The organism is Campylobacter sp. CFSAN093226 (assembly GCF_012897595.1).
Taxonomy (GTDB): domain Bacteria; phylum Campylobacterota; class Campylobacteria; order Campylobacterales; family Campylobacteraceae; genus Campylobacter_D; species Campylobacter_D jejuni.
Genome location: NZ_CP040608.1, coordinates 29,721 through 56,037, shown reverse-complemented (window position 1 = coordinate 56,037; position 26,317 = coordinate 29,721). Strand labels below are relative to the sequence as shown.

Below are 26,317 nucleotides of genomic sequence, written 5' to 3'. Positions count from 1 at the left end.
AATTAATCCTCATCTTTGGCTAAATTTTCAAGACTTTTAATCCCTTCTTCGCCTATCAAATTTCCACCTTGTAAGTCGCTAAATATCGCATTTAAAGAACTCACTATGGCAGTGGAATTAAAACTTAGATTTTCTATAGCTCTTTCTCTTTTTTTCCATATATTTTGCAAAGCCCTTTTTTCAGCTTCTAATTCTTCTTTCATATTTTGATAAGTTTTGAGTATAAAAGTGATTTGCGTGTTAAATTCCTTGGAATTTAAGTATTCGTATAAAATGTGATTTTTTTCATCTTTGTTTTGCAGGGCATTTTTGAGTTTATAAGCGTTTATAATGCTTTCTCTAAGCACTGCTAAAACACCTTTGAATTCATTAAAAGTACAAATCAAAATTCCTTCTTTAAAATGCGTTTTTTCTTTATCTTTTGGCATAGTTTTTGTGATCAAAACTGCTATATCACTTTTTGCGGCTATACTATCTAGTTTAAGTTTATCAAGCCATTCTTTATTAAATTCTTTAGTGCGTTTGCTCTCATACAAAATACTTCCACAAATATTTCCAAAATTATCCTTTACTATATGCAGACAATCAGCTCCATTTACGCCCTTTGGTACTTCTTTTACTTCATCGCTTAAATACTCACTTTGTATGTATTCTTCTATGAGTAGTTCGGCTGCTTCGCCTTGGAGTTGCTGTGAGCCTTGTTCTATCCTGCGTTGTGCGTCTTCTAACTTTTGGGCTACACTTTTAAAATTCGTTTCTAGTTCTTTGTATTTAAGATCTTGCTCTTGAGTGCTTTTTTGAAATTCAAGACGCATTTTTTCTCTTTCAAATTCCAAATTTTTGCTTTCTTGTTCTTTAAATTCTTTAAAAGCCTCTTCTTTGGCTTGAAATTTCAATCTTTCTTCATTTTCTTTTTGCTCTCTTTTTAGCCTTTCATTTTCAACCTTTATGCTTAAAAACTCGCTAAGCTCTTTGCTTTTTTTCTCGAGTTCTTCTTGCATGATTTTCATTTCATTTTCATGCTCTTTGTTAAATTTCTCGCTGAATTCTTTTTGGAAATTTTGCTTTTGTGTGAGAAGTTCTTGTTCAAATTTTTGCTTTTCTAAAAGAAGCTTTTGGCTTACTTGCTCGTTTATGAGTTTTTCTTGTTCTATCTTTTGAGTTTTTAAATCATTTAAAGCTTTGGTATATTCAGCTCTTTTAGCATTTACCTCATCATCAAATTCTTTTTTTTGTTTTAGCATTTCTTGCTTGGCTTTATCTAAAATTTGAACATATAAAGCAGTGCTAATATCGATAAAACTTCCACAACTTGGGCATTTGATTTGTTCATTTTGGTTTAAATTTTGCATAAAATTTCCTTAGAATTTTTCCCTAAATTTAACATAGAAAAACAAAGATTATTCTAAGATTGACTTGTTAAAATCATTCTTTTAGAATAATTAGGATTACAAATGCAAAAACACACCAAAATTCACGGCTTTGCCAAATTTAAACTTATCATTATCCTTGCTTTGATGTCAAGCATAGCGCCACTTTCTACAGATATGTATTTACCCGCACTTTCTCATGTAGAACAAAGCTTTCAAACTAATTCTTTTTTAACCCAACTTAGTATCGCAAGTTTTTTTATCGCTTTTGCCTTAGGACAGCTTATATATGGTCCTTTAAGTGATATTTTTGGGCGTAAAATTCCAGCTTTGGTAGGGATATTTTTCTTCATCGTTTCGAGTTTGTTTTGTGTGATTATCGATGATATTTATGCTTTTATCGCTTTGAGATTTTTTGAAGCACTTGGGGGTTGTGCAGGTGTGGTTATCGCAAGGGCTATTGTCAATGACTTGTTTGAGATCAAAGAAGCTGCAGGGATTTTTGCTTTGATGATGGTTTTTAGTTCTCTTGCTCCTATGCTTTCGCCAACTTTTGGGGGAATTTTGCTAGAGTATTTTTCATGGCATAGTATTTTTGCGACTTTGTTTGCTTTAGGAATTTTACTTTTTTTGATGATACTTTTTGGTTTAAAAGAGTCCGCACCTCATCTTAAAAACAAAAAATTTTCCCATCATGAAGCGATGAAAAGCTACAAATTTGTTTTAAGCGATAAACGCTTTTTAGTTTATATACTATGTGCTTCTTTTGCTTTGGCGGCGATGTTTGCTTATATCACAGGATCAAGCTTTGTTTTTACGCAGTTTTTTAGCTTAAGTGAGCAAAAATTTGCTTTGCTTTTTGGGGCAAATGCTTTAGGTTTTGTCGTCTGTGCAAATATCAATGCGAGATTGGTTTTAAAATACGAAAGCGAAAAAATTTTGGCAAAAGCTTTGATGATAATGTTTATATCGACTGTGATTTTACTTGCAAATGCCTTTTTTCACCCAAATTTCTTGCTTTTTGAACTTAGTATTTTTACAAGTATCGCTATGCTTGGTTTCATCGCACCCAATACCACGACTTTGGCTATGGCAAGGTTTAAAGAACATAGCGGAACTGCTTCTGCGGTGCTTGGAACGGTGCAATTTGGTTTTGCAGGGCTTATTTCTTTTGTGGTTGGGGCTATTAACGCAAATACGCCGATAATCCTTGCTTTTGTAATGTGTGCTTGCGTATTGGTTGCAAATATGATATATTTTCTAATCAAAATAAAGGAGAAAAAATGAAAACAAATAATATCTTTATGGCTTTAGCCATAGTTTTGGCAAGTTTGATTCTAGCTTTTGGATTTAACAAGGCTTTAAGTGATTTTAAAACACTTGAAAGAAGTGTAAGTGTAAAGGGTTTAAGTCAAAAAGAAGTCGAAGCAGATACTTTGATACTTCCTATAAAATTCACAAGATCAAACAACAATCTTACAAATTTATACGAAGAACTAGAACAAGATAAAGAAAATATCATCAAATTTTTAGAAAAACAAGGCATAAAAGAAGATGAGATCAGCTACAACTCGCCAAATATCATAGATCGTTTAAGCGATCCTTATAGCAACGACACTCAAGCTGCATACCGATACATAGGCACTGCGAATTTACTCATCTATACTCAAAATGTAAAGCTTGGAAAAAGCATACTAGAAAACATTTCAAGTCTTGCAAAATTTGGTATAGTAACAAAAATCGATGATTATGATATAGAATACCTTTACACCAAGCTAAATGATATAAAACCACAAATGATAGAAGAAGCAACGCTCAATGCTAGAAATGCAGCGATAAAATTCGCACAAGACTCAAACAGCCATCTAGGCAAGATAAAAAAGGCTTCTCAAGGACAATTTAGCATCAGCAACAGAGATAAAAACACCCCTTATATCAAAACTATAAGAGTGGTTTCTACTATAGAATACTACTTAAAAGACTGATGATAAAATTTCAAGCTAAGCTTTAAGGCTTAGCTTGGCACTATGGAATTTTTTCGTGCGGTTTTTTGGAGTGAGAATATACAAAGCAAAAGTATAATGCCATATAAAACACCAGTGGATTTTATGGTGTTTTCTGTAATCTCGTCTTGATTTATAATCTTTAAAATCCCTTCAAAACTTGATTTAAATTTCAAAAGAGCCAAGACACTTTTTAATTTATCTTGACTGTCTTTTTGATCAAAAAGAGCCATTTGCTCAGGTGATAGTTTTTCAGATATAGAAAAATTACTTTTTATCGCATATAAAATATCTATTTCTTGATTAAAATTTAATTTTAAAAATTTATTAAGTTGAGCAGATACAACGCTATTGTTGTTTTTATTGTCTATCTCTTCTATGATATTTTTTACATTTGATGTGTTATTTTCTAGTTCATTTAAAACCTTTTTATAATCACTTACATATTTATCATTATACACTTTAGATAAAATTTCTTTTAATTTTTCTTTATTTGCTATTATCAAAGCTTTAGCTGAATTTAACTCTGTAAAAGAAATATTTTGATCTTTTAAATGGAGATTAAAATCATTTTGCAATATGCTTGCTAGATTTACAATAGCACTCGTATTTAAATCATTTAACCTTTTTTCAAATTTACTTTCATAAAGTTTATCTGATGAAAAAATTCCTACAAAAGGATTGATAAGTTGAGGTTTTAAAATAACAACCCCAATTAGACAAATATAGGCAAACAATCTCGAAATAAAAACAAAAAGTTTAATTTTACAGATAAATAAAAGATAGGAAATTAATATACCTACAAAATAAATTAAAAAATAAAAAGCTGGAATGTATATTGGTGATAAAAATGATACTATGCTGATTATAAAAAGACCATAAATAAGAAATAATAAAATAGCACCATGTTGATATAATTGCCTTGTAAGGCTAATAAAAATAATTAATAACATTAATAAAACGATATAATTCATTGCAGCTATTGTCATTGGACCAAAAGATAATATAAAATCCATATTATTTAAAAATAATAAGCCAAAAATAGCATATGATGAAATCATTAAAATCGTAAAATTTAAAATTTTTAAGAAATTTGTATGGTGATTGCTAGTATTCCTATAAACTTGTAACAAAACACAATCAAACCATAAAGTAAAATCTAGCATTGTTTTTCCAAGACTACTAATTTTTCTATAGAATTTTAAATACTCAAGCTTTAAAATTCTGTCGATTGAAGCTATACAAAATATGCAAGATAAAATAATTTGTATTATTTTGCATATACTTTTTATAACATTGCAAAATATCTCAATAATTGATAATAAAAAACCAAAGATTGATCTTCCTATAAGCATTATAAAACAAACAACAAAATCGCAAATTTTTATATACTTGTCACTTAAACTTTGAATCTTTGCAAGTATATTGCTTGGATTGTTGCTTGGTTTTTTTATTACTGATTTTTTTATTTTTTGAATATTTTTAATACTATCTTTATTATCACCACCTAGTTGAATTTCTAACTCTTTCTCTTTCGCATAAAGCTCTAACTTGTGCCACTCTTGAGCTTCTAAGGTATTATTTTGAGTGATTAAAACATCTTTTATAACCCTGAAAGAATCTTTTAAATTTTTAGCATATCTTAATTTATGTTCGTTTTTATAACTTTCATCTTGATAGTTATCTTCTATATATTTCTCCACTGATTTAAAATCTAGCTTATCTATATCGACATTGATTAAATTTACAGCTTTTGGTTCTTTAAAATAACAAGCGCTAAAATTCGGAGTTTTATAAAACTTCACTCCATAAAAACAAGCTATTTTTTCAAATTCGCATTCGTGAAAGTCGACATAATCTTTAAAATGAGAATTATTAAAATAAACATTATCTTTAAATTTAGACATTTTAAAACTAACTTTATTTTCAAATTCAAAGTTCATAAAATTAACTTTTTCTTTTATTTCACAAAAATCAAACGTAAAAGTACCTTTTATAGTAGCATTAGAAAAGCCATATAAATTAAAATCATTAAATTCACATTTTTGAAATTCGATATTTCCATCTATATGATTATTGATAGATATTTGTTTAAATTTGCAGTCATTAATGCTAATTTTATCAATAACTTCAACTCTCCCATTAAATTGCAAATATAATTCATTACAGTTATTAATAAACAATTTATTAAATTTGACATTATCATTAATTATCAAAGATAGTTTTTTCACATTATCAAAAACTAAATCTTGCTCAAAAAGCATATTATTTAAATGTATTTCTAAAATCTTATTTTCGTCATAATGTCGCTTAAAATTATCTTTATTTCCATCAAAACAACAACTACTTTCTATAATATATTGTTTTTCACTATTTAACTTTGCTTCACCTTTTATATAATTTTCAAATTTTATATCTTCTTCATTATTGATATTTTTTTTAGATAAAAAACTACTTACCAAATCCATTATTTCCCTTCTATGATTTTTATTTCTTCTTCGGTGAGATTGTAAAGTTTATAAGTCAAAGAATTGATTTTATTTTCTAGTTCTTGGGTATTTGCGTTTTTGTCTTGTTCTTTGGCTTTTAAAATTTCATCGACTAAATTTATAAGCTCATCGGCTATTTTTTGATTTTTAGAATTTATTTTTGGTATAGGAAACTTTTCTACATATTGATTTGATAATAAAAAGCCTTTGTCAGAATACAAATGTCCTATATTTTTAAAATAATAAAATATCAAACTAGAATTTAAAAACCCTAAAAGATATTTGAGTTCATTTTTAGAATTTGCTACCATAAAAGCCATAGAGTCTAACAAAATACATTCTCTTTCCAAGATAAAACTTGGCTCTTGTGTTATTCTTTGCCAACCTAGCTTTTCTTTTTCAAATTCTTGATAATAGTTTGCTCCCCATCTTTGCAAACAATACCATTCATAACGAATTCCTGTTTCTTCTTTATTTCTTTTAGATAATCTTTCTTTATGAGACAACAAGTGCTTATATAAGCTCGGATATTGTTCTTTTAAATCTTGTTCATTTTCTAGCATTGTCTTTGGTTTTTCAACATTTGGAAAATGCCAAGGTATAAATATCACCCAAAGTCCCGCCCACTCGTAACTATATCTTTTTATATCGCGTCCGCGTAGCATTTTGCGTATGAGTTTAGCGGTGCGTTCTTTTTCGGCTTCATCTTTGCAATTTGCTAAAATTTCATTTCTTTTTTCAGTAGTGATGATAAAGGCTTCGTTATAGCCTGTTAAAATTCCACGATATATATTAAGTCCTTGCCATTCTTTAAGCGGAGTTCCTATGCGTTCTATCTTAGCCTTTAAAGCACTAGTATTCTCATCACTAAAAGTGAAGCTTTCTTTACTTAAAGAATTTTGCGAAAATTCTGCAAAGTCCTTATATAAGCCGATGTTATAGGCACAAGTTTTTAAAATTTCATTGCTTAGGGCAAGGTATTTGAATTTATTATCTTTGCTTTTTGATTTTTCAAAACAAAGTATGGAAGTATCCACTGTAGCACTATCAAAAACTTTTATGCCGTTTAAATCGGTGTATTCTAAAAACTTAACATTTTTAAGCAAAAATTCACGCAATGCTTCCCCATATCCTGCACGCGTGTATTTGTTAGAAGTGATATAGCTTAATACCCCATTATCTTTTAAAACATTAAATCCTAGTTCATAAAAATAAGTATAAATATCGCTCGTGCCTTTATAAACCTTATAATTTTTAGCTAAATGGGGCTTGAGTTCTTTAAGCTCTTCTTGTCTTATATAAGGTGGATTGCCGATGATGAGATCAAAGCCTTTGAAATTTCCATCATCGTCCAAAATTTCAGGGAATTCAAAACGCCATTCAAAAGGATGATTGCTTTCTAGGTTAAAGATATTGTCGTATTCTTTTTTAAGATTTGCAAATTCTTTTGTGGCTTCTTTTTCATCAAAGTCAAAAAGAGTCAAATTCGCACTAACAAAGAATTTCAAATTTTCATCATCTACGGCTAAGAAATTTCCGTATTTTTTAGAGTATTTTTCACATTTATCATTAAAGCTTTTCATTTCTTTTTTAAATTTATCTGCAAAGCAGAAATTTTTAAAAGAAATTTTGAGATTTTTTATCTCTTGGTTGATGTGGCTTTTATCTGTGTAAAAGCCTTCTTTATAGTCTTTTACTATGCGTTTGTATTTGCCCATACGTTCTTTGATGTTAGGATAGTGGTTTAGGCTTTTGCCTGTTTCAAAGTAAGATACCAAAGAATTTCCGCATTTTATGTTTATATCGATGTTTGGCAGGGTTTTAAGATCGTGATAATTCTCATCATCAAAGCTTTGATAAAAACTATGTTTTAAAAGCTCTATCCAAAGCCTTAGCTTCGTGATCTCGCATGAGTTAGGGTTGATATCGACTCCAAAAAGGTTGTTTTCTATGATGTCTTTTTTAGTGTGAAAAAGTTCTTGTTGGATAAGATGGGCTTTATCTTTAGGCGTACTTGGGCGTTTATACTCTATAAACTCACCTTTTCTACCCGTGATGAGAATTTCATCGTTTTGCACTTCTAGATAAAATTCTTCATCAAAAAGATTTAGCTCATCATAAATGCTTAACATAACATTTAAAGCAGAAACCAAAAAATGCCCGCTTCCCACTGCAGGATCGCAAATTTTTATAGAGTTTAAAAGCTCTTTTTGTGCTTTTTTGTCTTCTTTTCTTAAAGACTTTCTTAGTTCGCTTATATCTTTAGCATCAAGATCAAATTGAGCGTTGAATTTATCAAGCACAACTTTTGTGATGCTTTCTTTACACATATAAGAAGTGATAAAGCTTGGCGTGTAAAAGCTCCCTTCTTTGTAGCCATTGAGTTTTTCAAACACATTTCCTAAAACGCTTGAGCTTATGAGTTCTTTTTGGCTTAAAATTTCGCTTTGCTCATCATCGCTACCAAAATCAAAGCTATCCAAAAATTCAAACAAGTATTCTAAAAGCCCCACTTGTCCTTTTTTAGCCTTGCATTTATCATCTTTTAGCACAGTGTTTTTATAGTAAAAAAGCTTTAAGTCATTGCTTAAGCTTGAAATTTCAAGTGTGTTTTCTATGCTTTGTTTTTCAAACAAAGAAGAATTTAGATAAGGCAGATAGGCAAATTCGCTTTTCTTTCTTGTGCTTTTTTCTTTGGCTAAAACTTCAAAGAAAAGTTCGCTAAGCTTGTCAAAATCAGGGATTTTTTTGAAATTTAAAAATTTCAAATTTTTATCATCATTAAAACGCACCAAATTTGACTCTATAAGCTTTAAAAACAAAATGCGATTAAGCCATAAGATCAAAAGTTTTAAGATGGTTTCAAAATTTTCTTCTTTAAGCTTAGAGTTTATAGCGGTGTAGAAAGTGCCTTGCTCTTCTTTGCTTTCTTCACTTTTTGCGATGATGAGTTTTGAGTTTTGTTTGCTCTCGCAAAGCCCTAAGATATATAAAAGCTCTTTGTAAAAAGCATTGTTGAGTGAATTTGCATCGTTGGGGTTAAACTCACTTAGCAAAAAGTCTCTATGAAAAGTTTTATAAATACTTGCTAGGTTTTTAAAATTTGATTTTTGTTTGTCTTTTAAAAACGTCAAGTCAATCAAAAAGCCTTTTAAGTTTTCTTTGGAATTTTCTATGAGTTTGGCTACTTCTTTATAGAATTCTTCAGTATTACCTTTGAAAAGTGAATTTGGATTACAAAATTCTTCAAAAAGTTTTTTAAAACTTGGATTTTTATAAAAAAGCTCTTCAAACTCACTAATTTTAAAAATGTAAAATTTATAAAAATCTGTGATGATAATAAATTTTAAGCTAAAACTATACTCTCTATTTCTAAAATAATATAAAATAGTCTCGTGTAAGGCTTTAGAATTTACCTTTGTATGAGTGATAAATTCTTTTGAATTTGGCTTTTTAGCCTCAATAAGAACTTCTAAGTCTTTACTAAACTCATCTTTAGAGATGGATAAGTCAATCTCACTTTTGCCTTTTTGCTTGGTTTTGATGTGGGTTTTGAAATTTAACATGGTTAAAAATGGACTAAGTGCATTAGCTACAAGATAATCTTCATTTTCACTTTGCGAACTTTCAAGTCTTTCTAGATATTGCATTAAAGCCTTGTTAAATATATCAAATTCATTTTGCATGATTTGCTTTTTGCGGTAGTATGGGTTGAAAAAATCTTTTTCATTTAGCAAAGTGAAATGCATTTTTAACCTTTATAAAAAATATTTTGTATTTTATCAAATTTTACTTTTATATAAAATTTTTTAAGAATTTAATATATCATTAATACCTTTATATGCTTCCTGTATAGGTTTTTTAATAAAAAAATCATTTAAAATTTGAATAAAATCTTTTTTAGAATTTTGATTTTCAATCAACCAATAAATAAAAGCGTATTCTCCTTCTAATTTTTCATTGTTTATTAATTTATCACAATAATAGTGATTTTGATATTTTCTAACATTTTCTTCTTTTACATCTTTAAATAATTTTAAACATTCTTTATATTTTTCATTTTCTATATCTTCTTCATCATCATTTGAAATTTCAAATGTCAAACCAATAATATCATAGTATTTTTTTTTAAAATAAATATATATACATGGATATATGCTTTCATTCTTATAATCAATAGGATAAAATATAAACACACCATGATTAACACGATTTTCTTCTATTTTATTGCCGATAAAAGTTATATCACCTATTTTAATTTCCTTATGTTCAAAACTATCAAAAAATTCTTCTATTATATATTCGCAGATGTTGCTCCATTTATGCTGGATAATATCTTTAGCTTTCTTATAGTTTTCTTCATTTAAATTTTTAAGCTCTGATTTGTTTTTGTTATATCTATATAAAATCATCGCATTTTTTAAATTTTGCATTTTTATATTGTTTTGAAAAATAAATTCTAGTACATCATCTCTTTGAGTATACTCATCTGTCATATACCATTGTAAAATACTTTTGTATTGATTTAGAGTAAAAATAATGTTTTGTATATCAAGAATAAATTTTTGATCTTTGGTTGATTTTTCTTCATATATTTTTATACACTCATCAATCCATTCCTTAATCCATATATAATCCATCTTCAAATAATAGCTAACATTATTTTCATTTTTATCTTTAATCAAATTTGTCTTTATTGTAAAATTTCCCAAACTATAATCACTAGGACTAGCACACTCATCTTGATGCAAATATATAGTCAATATGTTTTTATAACAATCTTTTATATTTTTGATATTTTTTCTTACAAAATTAATATAATCTTTCAATTGATTTTTTTGATCTTTTGCATAAATTTTATTTTCTATTATAATATATCTTTTATCACTTAATGTTATTAAAATATCTATCCTTCTATTATCTTTTATGCAGGCTTCTGTTTCTACGCTTTTTATATCTTCTATGTTTAAATTTTCAAATTTCGTATTTACTAAACTCTTACCAAGTTTTTCTAAAAATACCTTTGCAAAATTTTTTTGATAATGATCCTTATTTATATCAATTAAATAAGCTATAAATTTAGAATGATAATTTTCTTTTGTTTCAATATTCAAAGCATCAAATATATTTATATCACTCAAACCATTATTCACATCTTTTTCAAATTTAATATCTTCTTCAAGCAACCTTTCAATAAATTTTTCCATGTATCACTTTCCAAATTTTATACAATTTTACATGTAAATAAATTTTTAATTACAAACTAAAAAAACTGATTATTAATTTTATAGGCAAGTTAAGTAGAATTAACAAGTCCGCAATGAGCTACTTTCCCCCTGCCAGTAAGGCGTAGTATCATCACCCACGATGTGCTTAGCTTCTTGGTTCGGGATGGAGCAAGGCGTTTCCACATCTGTATAATCACGGACATTGTTATTTAAATATTCTTTGAAAGACTGAATTTAAGAATAAAGCCTAATCTTTTATTTCTTTACTTTTTTCTTTATTCTCTTTCTTCTTTTATTTTTCTTTCTTCTTTACTTATCTTTGATAAGTCTTTATATAGAATACTTAAAAAACAATGTTAAGAGCAAGTTTTAATACAAACTCTACTTGAAAGATTTCTATTAAACTCTAAATATTATCTATATTCAAAGTCTTCTAAAAACCTTAACAAGGAAGTGATGCTTTATTAAAGATAAGCCAAACGCTCTATTAGTACTGGTCAGCTAAAGGACTTTCATCCATTACACACCCAGCCTATCAAACTAGTAGTCTTCTAGAGAGCTTAGAGAAGATTCATCTTAGAGTTGGCTTCACGCTTAGATGCTTTCAGCGTTTATCCTTTCCAAACTTAGCTACGCTGCGATGCTCTTGGCAGAACAACAGCTACACCAGTGGTTTGTTCAACCCGGTCCTCTCGTACTAGGGTCAAATCTCTTCAATCTTCTTACGCCCACGGCAGATAGGGACCGAACTGTCTCACGACGTTCTGAACCCAGCTCGCGTACCGCTTTAAATGGCGAACAGCCATACCCTTGGGACCTGCTCCAGCCCCAGGATGCGATGAGCCGACATCGAGGTGCCAAACCTCCCCGTCGATGTGAGCTCTTGGGGGAGATCAGCCTGTTATCCCCGGGGTACCTTTTATCCTTTGAGCGATGGCCCTTCCACACAGAACCACCGGATCACTAAGACCGACTTTCGTCTCTGCTTGACTTGTATGTCTTGCAGTTAAGCTGGCTTATACCTTTATACTCTACGAACGATTTCCAACCGTTCTGAGCCAACCTTTGTAAGCCTCCGTTATTATTTGGGAGGCGACCGCCCCAGTCAAACTACCCACCAGACATTGTCCCACTTGAGGATAACTCAAGCTGGTTAGCTACCCAAATAAGAAAGAGTGGTATCTCAACAATGGCTCATATACAACTGGCGTCATATACTCAAAGCCTCCCACCTATCCTGCACATTCTTATCCAAGTAGCAGTGTCAAGCTGTAGTAAAGGTCCACGGGGTCTTTCCGTCTTGCCGCGGGTAGGAGGAATTTTCACCTCCACTACAATTTCACTGGATCCCTCTTTGAGACAGCTCCCATCTCGTTACGCCATTCATGCAGGTCGGTATTTAACCGACAAGGAATTTCGCTACCTTAGGACCGTTATAGTTACGGCCGCCGTTTACTCGGGCTTCGATCAAGAGCTTCGCTAATGCTAACCCCATCAATTAACCTTCGAGCACCGGGCAGGCGTCACACCCTATACATCCTCTTACGAGTTAGCAGAGTGCTGTGTTTTTGGTAAACAGTCGGGAGGGACTCTTTGTTGTAAGTTTCCTTGCTTTCGGAGTAAATCCTAATACAAAGCTAACCACACCTTATACCGAAGATACGGTGCTATTTTGCAGAGTTCCTTAAAGAGAGTTCTTCCACGCGCCTTAGAATACTCATCCCACCCACCTGTGTCGGTTTACGGTACGGGCAACATTAGCTAAACTTAGAAACTTTTCTTGGCTCGACGGCATCAGGGGTTCTTCTATCCATCCGAAGACTTCAAAAAGCCTTTCAGTTCTCGGAGTATTGTTATACGGATTTGCCTGTATAACCTCCTACGACCTTAGACTAGCACTTCCATCCGCTAGCCCCCTTAGCCCTAAGCGTCCTTCCATCGCACACTAATGTTGGTATTGGAATATTAACCAATTTGCCATCGTCTACCCCTTTCGGACTCGACTTAGGACCCGACTAACCCTACGATGACGAGCATCGCGTAGGAAACCTTGGGTTTACGGCGTTAATGATTCTCACATTAATTATCGCTACTCATGCCTGCATGCTCACTTCTATTCGCTCCAGCACTCCTTACCGGTATACCTTCGACGCAAATAGAACGCTCTCCTACCACTTAGTAAACTAAGTCTACAGCTTCGGTACTTACTTTAGCCCCGTTATATTTTCCGCGCAAAATCACTAGACCAGTGAGCTATTACGCTTTCTTTAAAGGATGGCTGCTTCTAAGCCAACCTCCTGGTTGTTTAAGTAACTTCACATCGTTTTCCACTTAAGTAAGACTTAGGGACCTTAGCTGGTAGTCTGGGTTGTTTCCCTCTTGACGACGGATTTTATCACTCGCCGCCTGACTGCTGTGATTACATATAAGGTATTCGGAGTTTGATAGGGTTTGGTACATTGGTGTATGCCCTAGCCCATTCAGTGCTCTACCCCCTTATATTACGACACAACGCTATACCTAAATATATTTCGGAGAGAACCAGCTATCACGAAGTTTGATTGGCCTTTCACCCCTATCCACAAGTCATCCCGGGGCTTTTCAACGCCTATGGGTTCAGTCCTCCACTAGTTCTTACACTAGCTTCAACTTGCTCATGGATAGATCACTTCGTTTCGGGTCTGCAGCATCTGACTAAGCGCCCTATTCAGACTCGCTTTCGCTACGGCTTCGCGTTTGCTTAACCTTGCCAGACACCACAACTCGCAGGCTCATTATGCAAAAGGCAGTCCATCACCCTGTATTGCTACATAGGGCTCTGAATGATTGTAAGCAAATGGTTTCAGGTTCTATTTCACTCTGATCACCTCAGTTCTTTTCACCTTTCCCTCACGGTACTTGTGCACTATCGATCTGGTATTAGTATTTAGGGTTGGATCGTGGTCGACCCGGATTCAGACAGGATTCCTCGTGTCCCGCCCTACTCAGGATACTGCTAGCTAAGGTTTGTTTTTCGCATACGGGACTATCACCCTCTATGGTTATACTTTCCAGAATGTTCTGCTAAACTTACCTCTTGCATATTGCAGTCCTACAACCCCCAGTGCAAGCACTGGGTTTGCCCTCTTGCGCTTTCGCTCGCCGCTACTGACGCAATCTCTATTGATTTCTTTTCCTGAGGGTACTAAGATGTTTCAATTCCCCTCGTTCGCTCCTATATAGGTAATGTATATCTCTATACATTGGGTTGCCCCATTCGGAAATCTACGGATCAAAGCTTCTTGACAGCTCCCCGTAGCTTATCGCAGTCTAGTACGTCCTTCATCGCCTTTACCAGTCAAGGCATCCACCATTCGCTCTTAGTAGCTTACCTTTTTTACCTTTTATTATTGATTCTAAAACGCATCACTTCCTTGTTAAAGTTTTTATGATAAGACTTCTTTATCTTAAGACGGAAAGCATTCAAACACTTAATATAAAACTAAATGATTTAGTCTCAACTAAGCTGTGAGTTTGAAACTTGTCTTTAATTTATAATCCTTAAATCTAATATTCTCTTTATTCATAGAAATAAAGACAGCTAAAAGTTAAGTTAAACTAAAGAAAAGATAAATAGGTTTTATCCTTTAACAAGTCCTGTAAAATTGTTTTTATTAAAACTTGCTTGTGACTCTTAACAATGATAATTAAAAAGAACATTAGGTTTAAAACCTAAAGGAAGTATATATATTAATATAATCATTATAAATATAAATACATAATGTATATGTTATTTATATCTATCTAAAGTATATTCTTTTATAGCTAAAGATAAAAATAAATCTAAGTATTTAGAGTTTATATTTTATATTTAATCTACTTTATATACTTGCTTTAGATTTTAAAGCTTCTTTATTCAAATCTTTTTTATGGTGGGCCTAACAAGACTTGAACTTGTGACCTCACCCTTATCAGGGGTGCACTCTAACCAGCTGAGCTATAGGCCCTTAATAAATGGTGGAGAATAGCGGGATCGAACCGCTGACCTCCTGCGTGCAAAGCAGGCGCTCTCCCAGCTGAGCTAATTCCCCATAAACAATTAGCTTTATCATCAATCTTTGAAATCTAAACAAGAATCAATTGAGTTTATATATTGAAGTAATAGTTGTGAGACTTATTACTTTGTACTCTAGAAAGGAGGTGATCCAACCGCAGGTTCTCCTACGGTTACCTTGTTACGACTTCACCCCAGTCGCTGATTCCACTGTGGACGGTAACTAGTTTAGTATTCCGGCTTCGAGTGAAATCAACTCCCATGGTGTGACGGGCGGTGAGTACAAGACCCGGGAACGTATTCACCGTAGCATGGCTGATCTACGATTACTAGCGATTCCGGCTTCATGCTCTCGAGTTGCAGAGAACAATCCGAACTGGGACATATTTTATAGATTTGCTCCACCTCGCGGTATTGCGTCTCATTGTATATGCCATTGTAGCACGTGTGTCGCCCTGGGCATAAGGGCCATGATGACTTGACGTCGTCCACACCTTCCTCCTCCTTACGAAGGCAGTCTATTTAGAGTGCTCGGCCGAACCGTTAGCAACTAAATACGTGGGTTGCGCTCGTTGCGGGACTTAACCCAACATCTCACGACACGAGCTGACGACAGCCGTGCAGCACCTGTCTCTAAGTTCTAGCAAGCTAGCACCCTCTTATCTCTAAAAGGTTCTTAGGATATCAAGCCCAGGTAAGGTTCTTCGCGTATCTTCGAATTAAACCACATGCTCCACCGCTTGTGCGGGTCCCCGTCTATTCCTTTGAGTTTTAATCTTGCGACCGTACTCCCCAGGCGGTACACTTAATGCGTTAGCTGCATTACTGAGATGACTAGCACCCCAACAACTAGTGTACATCGTTTAGGGCGTGGACTACCAGGGTATCTAATCCTGTTTGCTCCCCACGCTTTCGCGCCTTAGCGTCAGTTGAGTTCCAGCAGATCGCCTTCGCAATGGGTATTCTTGGTGATATCTACGGATTTTACCCCTACACCACCAATTCCATCTGCCTCTCCCTCACTCTAGACTATCAGTTTCCCAAGCAGTTTAATGGTTAAGCCATTAGATTTCACAAGAGACTTGATAATCCGCCTACGCGCCCTTTACGCCCAGTGATTCCGAGTAACGCTTGCACCCTCCGTATTACCGCGGCTGCTGGCACGGAGTTAGCCGGTGCTTATTCCTTAGGTACCGTCAGAATTCTTCCCTAAGAAAAGGAGTTTACGCTCCGAAAAGTGTCATCCTCCACGCGGCGTTGCTGCGTCAGGGTTTCCCCCATTGCGCAATATTCCCTACTGCTGCCTCCCGTAGGAGTCTGGACCGTGTCTCAGTTCCAGTGTGACTGATCATCCTCTCAGACCAGTTAAGCGTCATAGCCTTGGTAAGCCATTACCTTACCAACTAGCTGATACTATATAGTCTCATCCTACACCGAAAAACTTTCCCTACTCAACTTGTGTTAAGCAGGAGTATAGAGTATTAGCAGTCGTTTACAACTGTTGTCCTCTTGAGTAGGGCAGATTAACTATACCTTACTCACCCGTGCGCCACTAATCCACTTCTAGCAAGCTAAAAGCTTCATCGTTCGACTTGCATGTATTAGGCACGCCGCCAGCGTTCACTCTGAGCCAGGATCAAACTCTCCATAAAAAATTATAGATAGTTTAATCTTTTTCTTCAAAGAAAAAGTTATGAAAGATTAAAAGAAAAGTTTTTAATCTTTTTAATTATTAGATTGAATAGATTTTACATAATTGCTTATGCCTAAATCTGTTCTGGCTCAATCGATCACTTATTTAGATTTCAAAGATTGACTAATAAGATTTGAATAACAATACTAATTTAAAAGAACAAAACAAAAAATCATTTTTAAAAGAAAAGTTTTTAAATTAAAAAACAAGATTTATAAAAAAGCTTTTAGTTTATAAGACAAAAACCAAAAGAGTTAATTTATAAAATCTACTAAGCTAGTGAAACTTTATAATTTAAAAGATTTTAAGTCCTTTTTTCAAAAAAGGAAATGAAAGTATAACCAATTAAACTTAAAAGGGGATTAAATAAAGGATTAAATAGTATAAATATTTGTGTAAGTATTTATATAAGTATTTGGTGGGTTTAAAAATGGGGGGGGGGGATTTTAAATGATAATAAAAAATACAAGATATAATATACTATTAATAGGATTGAAAGGCTTGACTTAGGGAAGATAAGTTCCCTAAGTTTAGAAATATTTAAAAAATTTTAATATTTTAAAAAATACTCTTGAATTTTTTTAGGATCACTTGTTTTTGTAAGTGCTAACATAAGCAAAACTCTTGCTTTTTGAGGATTTAAATCTTCAGCACTAATAAAACCTAATTTTTCATCTGAATCACTCACAGCAACACAACCTGCTACAACCCTTGAACTTACAACAACCTTAAGCCCTTTTTTTAAAAGCTCTTTTAAAACATCTTTTTGATTTTTGTGTATACTTCCTGCTCCACTTCCTGCAACAACTATGCCCTTAGTTCCATGTTCAAATAAAGCTTTTGCAGCGACACCACTACCATCATTTGAATAGCTATAAAGAATATCTACTTTTGGCAAACTTGTGAGTTTGCTTACATCAAAAGGAGCGTTTTTTGTGTGAGCTTTAGTAACATTATTATAGAAAAAGACTTTACCATCTACTATATAACCCAAATCCCCAAAATCAGGAGAAGAGAAAGCATCAACATTTAAACTATGAGTTTTTACTACGCCTCTAGCGCTTAAAATTTTATCATTTATAGCTACCATAACACCCTTATTCTTAGCTTCTTTATTGGCAACTAATGCCACTGCATTATAAAGATTTTTCGGACCATCCGCACTTATAGCAGTTGATGGACGCATAGCGCCAACTAGAACTACGGGCTTATCACTTTTAATGGTTAAATTTAAAAAATAAGCAGTTTCTTCCATAGTATCAGTACCATGAGTTATCACCACACCGTCTATCCCCTCAGCAAAAAGCTTAGCAATTTTTTTAGCAAGCCTTAACCAAATTTCATCACACATATTTGAACTATCAATATTTGCTATTTGCTCCCAACTAATATCTGCTAAATCTCTAATTTGCGGAACTGCTTTAATTAATACATCTATATCAATGGCTCCGGCCGTATATCCTGTTGTAGCAATAGTGCTATCAATGAAGCCTGCTATCGTTCCGCCTGTTCCTAAAATAGCAATCCTTGATTTAGCTTTTTTCATACATACTCCTATAAAAAGACAACATATAAATAATTTTTTAATCTCTTGTATATTAATTTTTTAATGTTATTAATGCAAATTATAAGTAAAAATTTTTATAAAATCTCTTTAACAACAAACTGTGGAGTTACCATTCCCCTAAATTCATTCTTAGAAATACTTCCAAGCAAAGAAATATTTTGATTCAATTCTGGCTCTTTATCAAAATTAAAAAATAAAGCTTCTATGGTTTTATTTTCCTTAGTTAAAACAAGCTTTAAGTGTTTTTCATCTTTACCTAGAAGTTTTTTATTTTTTACACAAAGATTTTCTAAAACAAAAAAAGGTCGTGGATTTTTATGTCCAAAAGGTTCAAAAGATTCTAAAATTTCAAGCATTTCAAAATCAATTTCGCTAGGTTCTAAGATTCCTAAAATTTCATCTGTATCCAAAAATTCACTTTCAGAAATTTGCGAACATTCTTTTTTGATTTTATTTTTAAATTGTTCAAAATTTTCAGAGTTTAAACTGATTCCAGCAGCACCTTTATGACCACCATAATTGCTTAATATAGAATTTGTCTTAGAAATTAAAGCTAAAATATCAATCTTGCCAACACTTCTTGCGCTGCCTTTTAAGTGTTCTTCATTTTGAGAAAATACAAAAGCAGGTTTATTAAAATGTTTAGCTAAACGACTTGCCACAATCCCTAAAACACCTTCATGCCAATTTAAACCCGATACCACAATACAAGAATCGTTTTCATCGATTTGATTTAAACTATCTTCAAAAAGCTGTTTTTCTTCATCTTTACGACTTTCATTAAAACTAACAATTTGCTCTAGATATTCTAAAGCTTTATTAAAATCTTTAGTGTGTAAAAATTCATAAGAAATACTTGCATCATCCATTCTTCCAGCACTATTTATAAGCGGAGCAATTAAAAATCCTATATTATCAAGAGCAAATTTATCCTTTTGATAATAATGCTTAATAGCCCTAAAAGCAGCCCTTTTAGATTTGTTAATATGATCTATGCCACGCCTTACTAAAGCACGATTTAAATCTCTAAGTTCCATCATATCTGCAACAATTGCAATCGCCAAAAGTTCTAAAAATTTACACATGTCATATTTAAGCTTGCACACCTCTTTTAAAGCCGCTATCAAATACCATGCGACTTGAGCTCCACAAATTTCAATTTCTGGAAAATCACAATCTTTTTGCTTTGGATTGATAATGGCAAAAGCATCAGGTAAAACATCTTGAGGCATATGATGATCAGTGATAATCAAATCTATATTTTTTTCTTTACAGAGTTTGGCTGCTTCAAGAGCAGCTATTCCATTATCTACTGTTATTATTAAATTTACATCAAGTTCGTTGATGATCTCAGCATTTAATCCATATCCATCTTTAAAACGATTTGGAATTCTTATAATATAATCAAAACCTATATCATCGAAAAATTCTGCCATAATAACACAAGAAATGATTCCATCAACATCATAATCTCCTACTATGGCGACTTTCTCATTTTTTTCTACAGCTTCTTTGATGCGATTAGCTGCTTTATATGCATCCTTTAAACAGCATGGCAAAGGCAGATCACAAAGTTTGGTATGCAAATCTTTTTCAAAGCGTGAAGCCAAAATTTTTTTAATTTCATTTTTATTAATTATCTTCATAGTTTATAGCTGCCTTGATAAAACTGCAAATCACAGGATTAACATGCTCAAGTCTTGATGTAAATTCTGGATGAAACTGCACAGCCAAGAAAAAAGGATGACAGTTAAGCTCAACTGCTTCAATCAATCCTTTGCTTTCACCACTTACAATCAAACCGTGTTTTTCAAAATCTGCTCTATATTTTGGATTTGCTTCATAGCGATGACGATGGCGTTCTTTTACACTCTTTACTTCATTATAAACCTTAGCCAAAAGGGATTTTTCCTTGATATCACATTTATAAGCCCCTAAACGCATAGTTCCACCTAAAGGAGTTTTTGCAGTACGAATTTGTTTTTCTCCATTTGTATCCATAAATTCATCAATCAAATAAACCACAGGATTTTGGCATTTTTCATTAAATTCACTTGAATTTGCATCTTTAAGTTTTAATACATTTCTAGCAAATTCCACCAAAGCAAGCTGCATACCTAAACAAATTCCTAAAAAAGGAATTTTATTTTCTCTTGCGTATTGAATGGCTTTTATCTTACCTTCTACACCACGATATCCAAATCCCCCAGCAACCAAAATTCCACTCACATCTTTAAATACTTCAGAACTTTCCATATTTTCAAGTTTTTCACTATCTACCCATTTTAACTCCACTTTAGTATCTAGGGCTGCACCTGCGTGTATAATAGCTTCAGTAAGGCTTTTATAACTTTCTTTTAAATCCACATATTTGCCTACAAAAGCGATTTTAACTTCATTGCTTGGAGCTATAACTCTTTTTACCAAAGAGTCCCAATTTTCCATATTAGGTTTTAAATTTTTCAAATCCAAAATTTCAGCAATAGGGCTTAAAATATCTTGCTTTAAAAAATTAAGTGGAATTTGATAAATACTAGCCGCATCAACACTTTCTATCACGCAATTTTTTTCTACCCCGCAAGAAATAGCAATTTTATCTTTTAAATCTCTATCAAGAGCTTTTTCACTACGACAAATAATCATATCAGGACTAATGCCTATGCGTCTTAACTCGCCTACACTATGTTGAGTTGGCTTTGTTTTTAATTCCCCTGCAGCCTTAATAAAAGGTACTAGAGTAAGATGAATATTCATAGCATTATTTTTACCCACTTCCAAACGCAAAGCACGAATAGCTTCTAAAAAAGGCAAGCCTTCTATATCCCCAACAGTTCCGCCTATTTCAACGATAAGTATATCTTTGCCTTCTCCTGCTTTTTTAATGCGATCTTTGATTTCTCCTACTATATGAGGGATAACTTGAATGGTTTTGCCAAGATATTCTCCACGCCTTTCTTTTTCAATCACACTTTGATAAACCCGTCCTGTAGTGAAGTTATTATCTTGAGATAAACTCTCATCCAAAAAACGCTCATAATGCCCCAAATCAAGATCCGTTTCTGCTCCATCATCAGTTACAAAAACCTCTCCATGCTCAAAAGGACTCATAGTGCCTGGATCAACATTGATATAAGGATCAGCTTTTAAAATACTCACTTTAAGCCCTGAATTTTTTAAAAGTGTTGCGATAGAAGCAGCGGCTATCCCTTTACCCAAAGAACTTAAAACTCCACCTGTTACAAAAATATATTTTGTTTGTTTCATTGACAATAAGCCTTATTTTTTTATCTAATTATAGCTTGATAAAACTTTTTATTTCATTAGAATTTTAAGTAAAAAATGCAAGAATTACAAAAAATATTTTTATCAAAAAAGGAATAAGCATGCAAATCACTTTACTTTTTCACACTCCATTATCTGTTTGTTCTCATGCAACAAGAACTTGTTGGCAAAGCTTTGAAAAAGGCGATTGCGGTGGCGAAAAAGATAAAGAACTTATCGATCGCGTGGGTAATAAATTCAAACACGCTTCAACCTTAGAACATCTAAACTATACTTTTTATATACAAGGAATTTCAAGAGCTTGCTTACAAGAAGTTGCAAGACACCGTCACACTAGTCCTAGTGTAAAAAGCACGCGTTATACCTTAAAAGAACTTCGCAATGAAGCTGAATTTAAAATAGGAGATTTTGAAAATGCAAGCCGTTATCTTGTGCTTTGTGGTAATGAAGAGGTTGATAACGCAAGCATTAAAGCCTTAGAAAATTTACGCACTATTTTACAAAAAAGCATTAGTCTAGATATAGCCAAATACTGCTTACCAGAAAGCTATAAAACCGAACTTACACTAACGATTAATGCAAGAAGTTTACAAAATTTTATATCTTTGCGTAGTTCAAAATCAGCTCTTTGGGAGATTAGAAATTTAGCAAATGCTTTATTTGAAGCCTTACCACAAGAACACAAATTTATATTTGAACATTGCCTACATAAAGATATAGAATAAATCATACTAATTTTATCTTATTTAAAATATTTTTATGCTACCATTTATAAAATCAAGCTTTATGCAAGTATATTTTCATATACCTTGTGCTTGATTACAGTTTCTTATAAGGACTTTTTATGGATAAACAATTTTTTCAAGATTTTCTAATGCTTTCACAAGCTCATACTATAGCTACTCTTGCTATACTTTGTGTTGTTTTTTACGCATTAAAAAAAATGCGGGATATAAAAATCAATTTTTCTCTTCGCATGCTATTTGCGCTTTTAATGGGTTTGGGGTTTGGTTTTGCTTTGCAATATTTGGCAAATTTTCCAGATGCTGAAGAAGCAAGCAATATTCTTTGGTATAGTGAAACAAAACATTGGTTTGCATTTGTAAGTTCTGTTTTTGTAGCTTTTATAAAAATGCTAGTTGTTCCTCTTGTAAGCATTTGCATTATAAAAGTAATTATAGAAATTGATAAAAATATCAAAATATCTTCCTTGCTTGGAATAAGTCTTTTTTGGATACTCTTTAGCACAGCCATAGCTGCAACCTTGGGTATATTTTTAGGTTATAGTTTTGATTTAGGAAGTAATTTTGCTATATATGAAGGAGATAAACAAATTCGCGAAATTCAAACTTTTTCAAATATTATACTAGGGCTAATACCTAGCAACATCATTACAGCTATTAATAAAGAAAATATTATAGCTATTGTCATTTTTTCTTTTTTTATAGGAATTAGTGCTAAAAAAATTTCTAAAAAAGAAGAGTATGAACAAGCCTTTAAAAGTTTTCATAATTTTATCCTAACCTTTTATAATATTATGATGAACATGACTGCTACAGTCATTAGATTTATGCCTTATGCTGTAGTTTGTATGATGGCTAATGTGCTTTTAAGCAATGGTTTTGAAGCTATCAAAACAGCTGGACTTTTTATAATGCTTATTTATATAGCCATGTTTATAATGTTTGGGGTGCATTTTTTACTTCTTGCTTCACAAGGGTTAAACCCTATAAAATATGCAAAAAAAGCCTTTCCTGTATGGTTATTTGCATTTAGCTCAAGATCTTCTTTAGGCACTTTGCCTATGACCACTTCAACTTTGCAAAATAAATTTGGAGTTAATTCAGCTATAGCTAATTTTGTAGCATCTATAGGTACAACAACAGGACTTAATGGTTGTGCGGGATATTTTCCAGCTTTAGCGGCAGTTTTTGTAGCTTTTGCTACACATACACATATTGATTTTACATTTGCTTTAATGATAGTTTTGGTAGCTGTTATTGGATCCTTGGGTATAGCTGGGGTACCTGGAAGTGCAACTATGGCAGCTTCTATTATGCTAGCAGGGATTGGATTTGGTAGTAATTTTGTCATGCTAAGTTTGATTTTAGCCATAGATCCTATTATAGATATGGCAAGAACAGCAAGCAATGTCTCAGGAGCTATGACTTCGGCACTTTGTACTGCAAAAAATCTAAAAGCTCTAGATAAAGAAATTTACAATTCTTAATCTTTTAAAACCCAATGCTTTTCATTGGGTTTTAGTATTTATTGGCAACCTTCACATTCTATGCTACGATCTGCAACATTGACTTTTTCACTATCAGGGCTTTCGCTTCTTAGATAATAAGTAGATTTTACTCCGAGCTCCCAAGCGAGTTGATAAATTTCATTTAAATATCCCCCACTTGCTTTATCAAGTGATAAAAAGATATTTAAACTCTGCCCTTGATCGATCCATTTACCACGCACAGCAGCAGCCTTTACAAGAATTTTTTGATCAAGTTCATAGGCTGGAGTATAGTATTGCCAAGTATCAAGGCTTAAATTTGGCACAACAACAGGTATCATACCACTTAAATTTTGTTCAAACCACTTTCTTTTGTAAACAGGTTCTATAGTCTGCGTAGTACCCACCAAGATAGAAATAGAAGAAGTAGGCGCAATGGCCATCAAATAACCATTTCTCATACCATCTTTTTTAACTTTTTCTCTAAGTTTAACCCAGTCGCATTCACTTTGATCAAATAAGCCTTCTCTTAAAGTTAAAGCTTTAGCCTTAGGACTTGCTACATCAATAGGAAAAATCCCCTTGCTCCAATTTGATCCTTCAAAATCTTCATAAGAACCTTTTTCAAGAGCTAAATTTGAACTCGCATTAATAGCCTCAAAGCTAATTTGCTCCATAATCTCATCGATTTTATTTAAATGCTCATCGCTTCCCCAATGAATCTTAGCCTCAGCAAGCATTTGTGCCTCGCCCATAACTCCAAGACCTATGGCACGAGATTTTAAATTTGTATCTTTTACTTTTCTATGAGGATAAAAATTTAAATCAATTACATTATCAAGCATACGAATAGCTGTTGGAACAACACGCTCTATATCTTCTTTAGTATATACTTTGCTAAGATTTATACTTGCTAAATTACAAACGGCTGTTTTTCCATCATTTTTATATTTTTCCACTATATAAACTTTATTACCTTCAATACTATCTAAAGTTGAGATTTTTTTGGCTGGTTTTTCATATCCCCCATCGATCACAACCTTTTGCTCTTCATCAAAATGAAGCTCATCTCCATTTTCAAAAACTACTTTAATTTGATAATAATTTGGCTCGGTATTTTGAAAAATTTCAGTACATAAATTTGAACTTCTAATAATTCCTACATGAGCATTTGGATTTGCTCTGTTGGCACTATCTTTAAAACATAAAAATGGCAAGCCTGTTTCAAAATAATTTAGCAAAATTTTCTTCCAAAGCTCTTTAGCTTCTACGATTTCTTTGGTAATGCTTTCATCTTTTTCATATTCTTCATAGCGTTTTTCAAAAGCTTCACCATACAAATCACACAAATCCGCTGTATCTGCAGGATCAAAAAGAGTCCATTTATCATTAGCTCTTACTCTCTTCATGAAAAGATCATTGATCCATAAAGCAGGGAAAAGTTCATGAGCACGGCGTCTTTCTTCACCTGAATTTTTACGCAAATCGATAAAATCACTTATATCCATGTGCCAAGGTTCTATATAAACGGCTATAGCTCCTTTTCTGGTTCCTAGTTGATCTACTGCCACAGCAATATCGTTGGTAATTTTCAAGAAAGGTATAATCCCTCCTGCGGCATTTTTATGCCCATCTATGCTTCCACCCATAGCACGCACTTTAGACCAATCCCAACCTATACCACCACCAAATTTAGAAAGCAAAGCCATTTCTTGGTAAGAATCAAAAATACCTTCAATATTATCAGGGGTTGATCCTATATAACAAGAACTAAGCTGATGGCGCGTTGTTCTTGCATTAGATAAAGTCGGAGTTGCAAGCATGAGTTCAAATTTAGAAATAAGATCGTAAAATTTCTTCGCCCATTCTTGAGGATTAAATTCATTCTGCGCTAAAAACATCGCAATGGCCATAAACATTTGTTGAGGAAGTTCTATAGGCATACCTTTACTATCTTTAATCAAGTATCTATCATATAAAGTTTTAATACCAAGATAAGTAAATTGCATATCGCGTTCAGGTTTAATATAAGCATTTAAATCATCTAAATCATATTTTTCTTTAAGACCAAGTAAAATTCTTCCTTCTTTTTCACCCTTTTGAAAATACTCACGCAAATGATTATAGCGATTCATACCATTAACTTTTTTATATAAATCAAATAAAAAAAGTCTAGCTGCAACAAAGGTCCAATTTGGACAATCAATATCTATCTTATCTACTGCAGTTTTAATTAAAGTTTTTTGAATTTCTTCAGTTGAAATTCCATCACGAAATTGAATCTTTGCATCAAGTTCAAGTTCGCTTAAATTCACACCTTCTAAATCTTTTACAGCATCAGAGGTGCATTTTTTGATCTTAGAAACATCCAATTCTTCTGTACGACCATTTCTTTTAATAACTTTCATTGCCTTCCTTGCTT

At 32.7% G+C, this 26,317-nt stretch carries 12 protein-coding genes, 2 tRNA genes and 3 rRNA genes; 4 read left to right on the top strand and 13 right to left on the bottom strand.

The window, feature by feature from the left end; translation table 11 throughout:
- Positions 1-2: 2 nt before the first annotated feature.
- Positions 3-1,352, bottom strand: a complete 1,350-nt coding sequence (locus FBF02_RS00200) for a DUF2130 domain-containing protein (RefSeq protein ID WP_021034168.1) — start codon at positions 1,350-1,352, stop codon at positions 3-5.
- 102 nt (positions 1,353-1,454) lie between these two features.
- On the opposite strand from FBF02_RS00200, the gene FBF02_RS00195 reads away from it, so the two are divergent.
- Together FBF02_RS00195 and FBF02_RS00190 are read left to right on the top strand one after the other, a co-directional pair.
- Positions 1,455-2,657, top strand: a complete 1,203-nt coding sequence (locus FBF02_RS00195; protein WP_021034167.1) for a multidrug effflux MFS transporter — start codon at positions 1,455-1,457, stop codon at positions 2,655-2,657.
- Positions 2,654-3,355 (top strand): SIMPL domain-containing protein, encoded by a 702-nt coding sequence (locus tag FBF02_RS00190; protein ID WP_002866314.1) that lies wholly within the window; start codon positions 2,654-2,656, stop codon positions 3,353-3,355. The genes FBF02_RS00195 and FBF02_RS00190 overlap by 4 nt, the downstream gene beginning before the upstream one ends.
- A gap of 29 nt (positions 3,356-3,384) precedes the next feature.
- Here the strand turns inward: FBF02_RS00190 and FBF02_RS00185 are convergent, their stop codons facing one another.
- The 11 genes from FBF02_RS00185 to FBF02_RS00135 all read right to left on the bottom strand — a co-directional run bounded on the left by FBF02_RS00185 (position 3,385) and on the right by FBF02_RS00135 (position 21,647).
- The gene (locus tag FBF02_RS00185) at positions 3,385-5,841 is read right to left on the bottom strand and encodes a pentapeptide repeat-containing protein (RefSeq protein WP_011049573.1); all 2,457 of its coding nucleotides are present in this window, start codon (positions 5,839-5,841) and stop codon (positions 3,385-3,387) included.
- Positions 5,841-9,611, bottom strand: a complete 3,771-nt coding sequence (locus FBF02_RS00180; protein ID WP_021034166.1) for an Eco57I restriction-modification methylase domain-containing protein — start codon at positions 9,609-9,611, stop codon at positions 5,841-5,843. Before FBF02_RS00180 ends, FBF02_RS00185 begins: the two co-directional genes overlap by 1 nt.
- A 60-nt stretch (positions 9,612-9,671) precedes the next feature.
- Positions 9,672-11,069 carry a PD-(D/E)XK nuclease family protein gene (locus FBF02_RS00175; protein WP_002800617.1) on the bottom strand — a complete coding sequence of 466 codons (1,398 nt, stop codon included), beginning with the start codon at positions 11,067-11,069 and terminating at the stop codon, positions 9,672-9,674.
- Positions 11,070-11,174: 105 nt separating this feature from the next.
- A 5S ribosomal RNA gene (gene rrf / locus FBF02_RS00170) occupies positions 11,175-11,291 on the bottom strand.
- Between the two features lie 265 nt (positions 11,292-11,556).
- A 23S ribosomal RNA gene (locus FBF02_RS00165) occupies positions 11,557-14,463 on the bottom strand.
- Between the two features lie 536 nt (positions 14,464-14,999).
- A tRNA-Ile gene (locus FBF02_RS00160) sits at positions 15,000-15,076 on the bottom strand.
- An 8-nt stretch (positions 15,077-15,084) separates the two neighbouring features.
- Positions 15,085-15,160, bottom strand: a tRNA-Ala gene (locus FBF02_RS00155).
- A gap of 102 nt (positions 15,161-15,262) precedes the next feature.
- Positions 15,263-16,775: ribosomal RNA gene (locus FBF02_RS00150) — 16S ribosomal RNA — on the bottom strand.
- The 16S, 23S and 5S rRNA genes sit together here with 2 tRNA genes alongside, the layout of an rRNA operon.
- Before the next feature lie 591 nt (positions 16,776-17,366).
- Positions 17,367-18,374 carry a type II asparaginase gene (locus tag FBF02_RS00145; protein WP_257067281.1) on the bottom strand — a complete coding sequence of 336 codons (1,008 nt, stop codon included), beginning with the start codon at positions 18,372-18,374 and terminating at the stop codon, positions 17,367-17,369.
- A gap of 83 nt (positions 18,375-18,457) precedes the next feature.
- The gene (recJ, locus tag FBF02_RS00140) at positions 18,458-20,029 is read right to left on the bottom strand and encodes a single-stranded-DNA-specific exonuclease RecJ (protein WP_002855578.1); all 1,572 of its coding nucleotides are present in this window, start codon (positions 20,027-20,029) and stop codon (positions 18,458-18,460) included.
- The gene (locus tag FBF02_RS00135) at positions 20,016-21,647 is read right to left on the bottom strand and encodes a CTP synthase (protein ID WP_002855601.1); all 1,632 of its coding nucleotides are present in this window, start codon (positions 21,645-21,647) and stop codon (positions 20,016-20,018) included. The genes recJ and FBF02_RS00135 overlap by 14 nt, the downstream gene beginning before the upstream one ends.
- A gap of 119 nt (positions 21,648-21,766) precedes the next feature.
- Between FBF02_RS00135 and thyX the strand changes: the two genes are divergently transcribed.
- Both thyX and FBF02_RS00125 read left to right on the top strand, forming a co-directional pair.
- On the top strand, positions 21,767-22,390 hold the full coding sequence (gene thyX / locus FBF02_RS00130) for an FAD-dependent thymidylate synthase (RefSeq protein ID WP_002853111.1): 624 nt from the start codon (positions 21,767-21,769) through the stop codon (positions 22,388-22,390).
- Between the two features lie 119 nt (positions 22,391-22,509).
- Positions 22,510-23,895: a cation:dicarboxylase symporter family transporter gene (locus tag FBF02_RS00125; protein ID WP_021034165.1), complete on the top strand. Its 1,386-nt coding sequence runs from the start codon at positions 22,510-22,512 to the stop codon at positions 23,893-23,895.
- A gap of 38 nt (positions 23,896-23,933) precedes the next feature.
- Here the strand turns inward: FBF02_RS00125 and FBF02_RS00120 are convergent, their stop codons facing one another.
- On the bottom strand, positions 23,934-26,303 hold the full coding sequence (locus FBF02_RS00120) for a ribonucleoside-diphosphate reductase subunit alpha (protein WP_002865087.1): 2,370 nt from the start codon (positions 26,301-26,303) through the stop codon (positions 23,934-23,936).
- Positions 26,304-26,317: the final 14 nt, after the last annotated feature.

Coding starts and splice junctions, on each gene's coding strand:
- thyX (WP_002853111.1), top strand. CDS start 21,767: ATGCAAATCACTTTACTTTTTCACACTCCATTATCTGTTTGTTCTCAT.
- FBF02_RS00200 (WP_021034168.1), bottom strand. CDS start 1,352: ATGCAAAATTTAAACCAAAATGAACAAATCAAATGCCCAAGTTGTGGA.
- FBF02_RS00195 (WP_021034167.1), top strand. CDS start 1,455: ATGCAAAAACACACCAAAATTCACGGCTTTGCCAAATTTAAACTTATC.
- recJ (WP_002855578.1), bottom strand. CDS start 20,029: ATGAAGATAATTAATAAAAATGAAATTAAAAAAATTTTGGCTTCACGC.
- FBF02_RS00125 (WP_021034165.1), top strand. CDS start 22,510: ATGGATAAACAATTTTTTCAAGATTTTCTAATGCTTTCACAAGCTCAT.
- FBF02_RS00180 (WP_021034166.1), bottom strand. CDS start 9,611: ATGCATTTCACTTTGCTAAATGAAAAAGATTTTTTCAACCCATACTAC.
- FBF02_RS00185 (WP_011049573.1), bottom strand. CDS start 5,841: ATGGATTTGGTAAGTAGTTTTTTATCTAAAAAAAATATCAATAATGAA.
- FBF02_RS00120 (WP_002865087.1), bottom strand. CDS start 26,303: ATGAAAGTTATTAAAAGAAATGGTCGTACAGAAGAATTGGATGTTTCT.
- FBF02_RS00190 (WP_002866314.1), top strand. CDS start 2,654: ATGAAAACAAATAATATCTTTATGGCTTTAGCCATAGTTTTGGCAAGT.
- FBF02_RS00135 (WP_002855601.1), bottom strand. CDS start 21,647: ATGAAACAAACAAAATATATTTTTGTAACAGGTGGAGTTTTAAGTTCT.
- FBF02_RS00175 (WP_002800617.1), bottom strand. CDS start 11,069: ATGGAAAAATTTATTGAAAGGTTGCTTGAAGAAGATATTAAATTTGAA.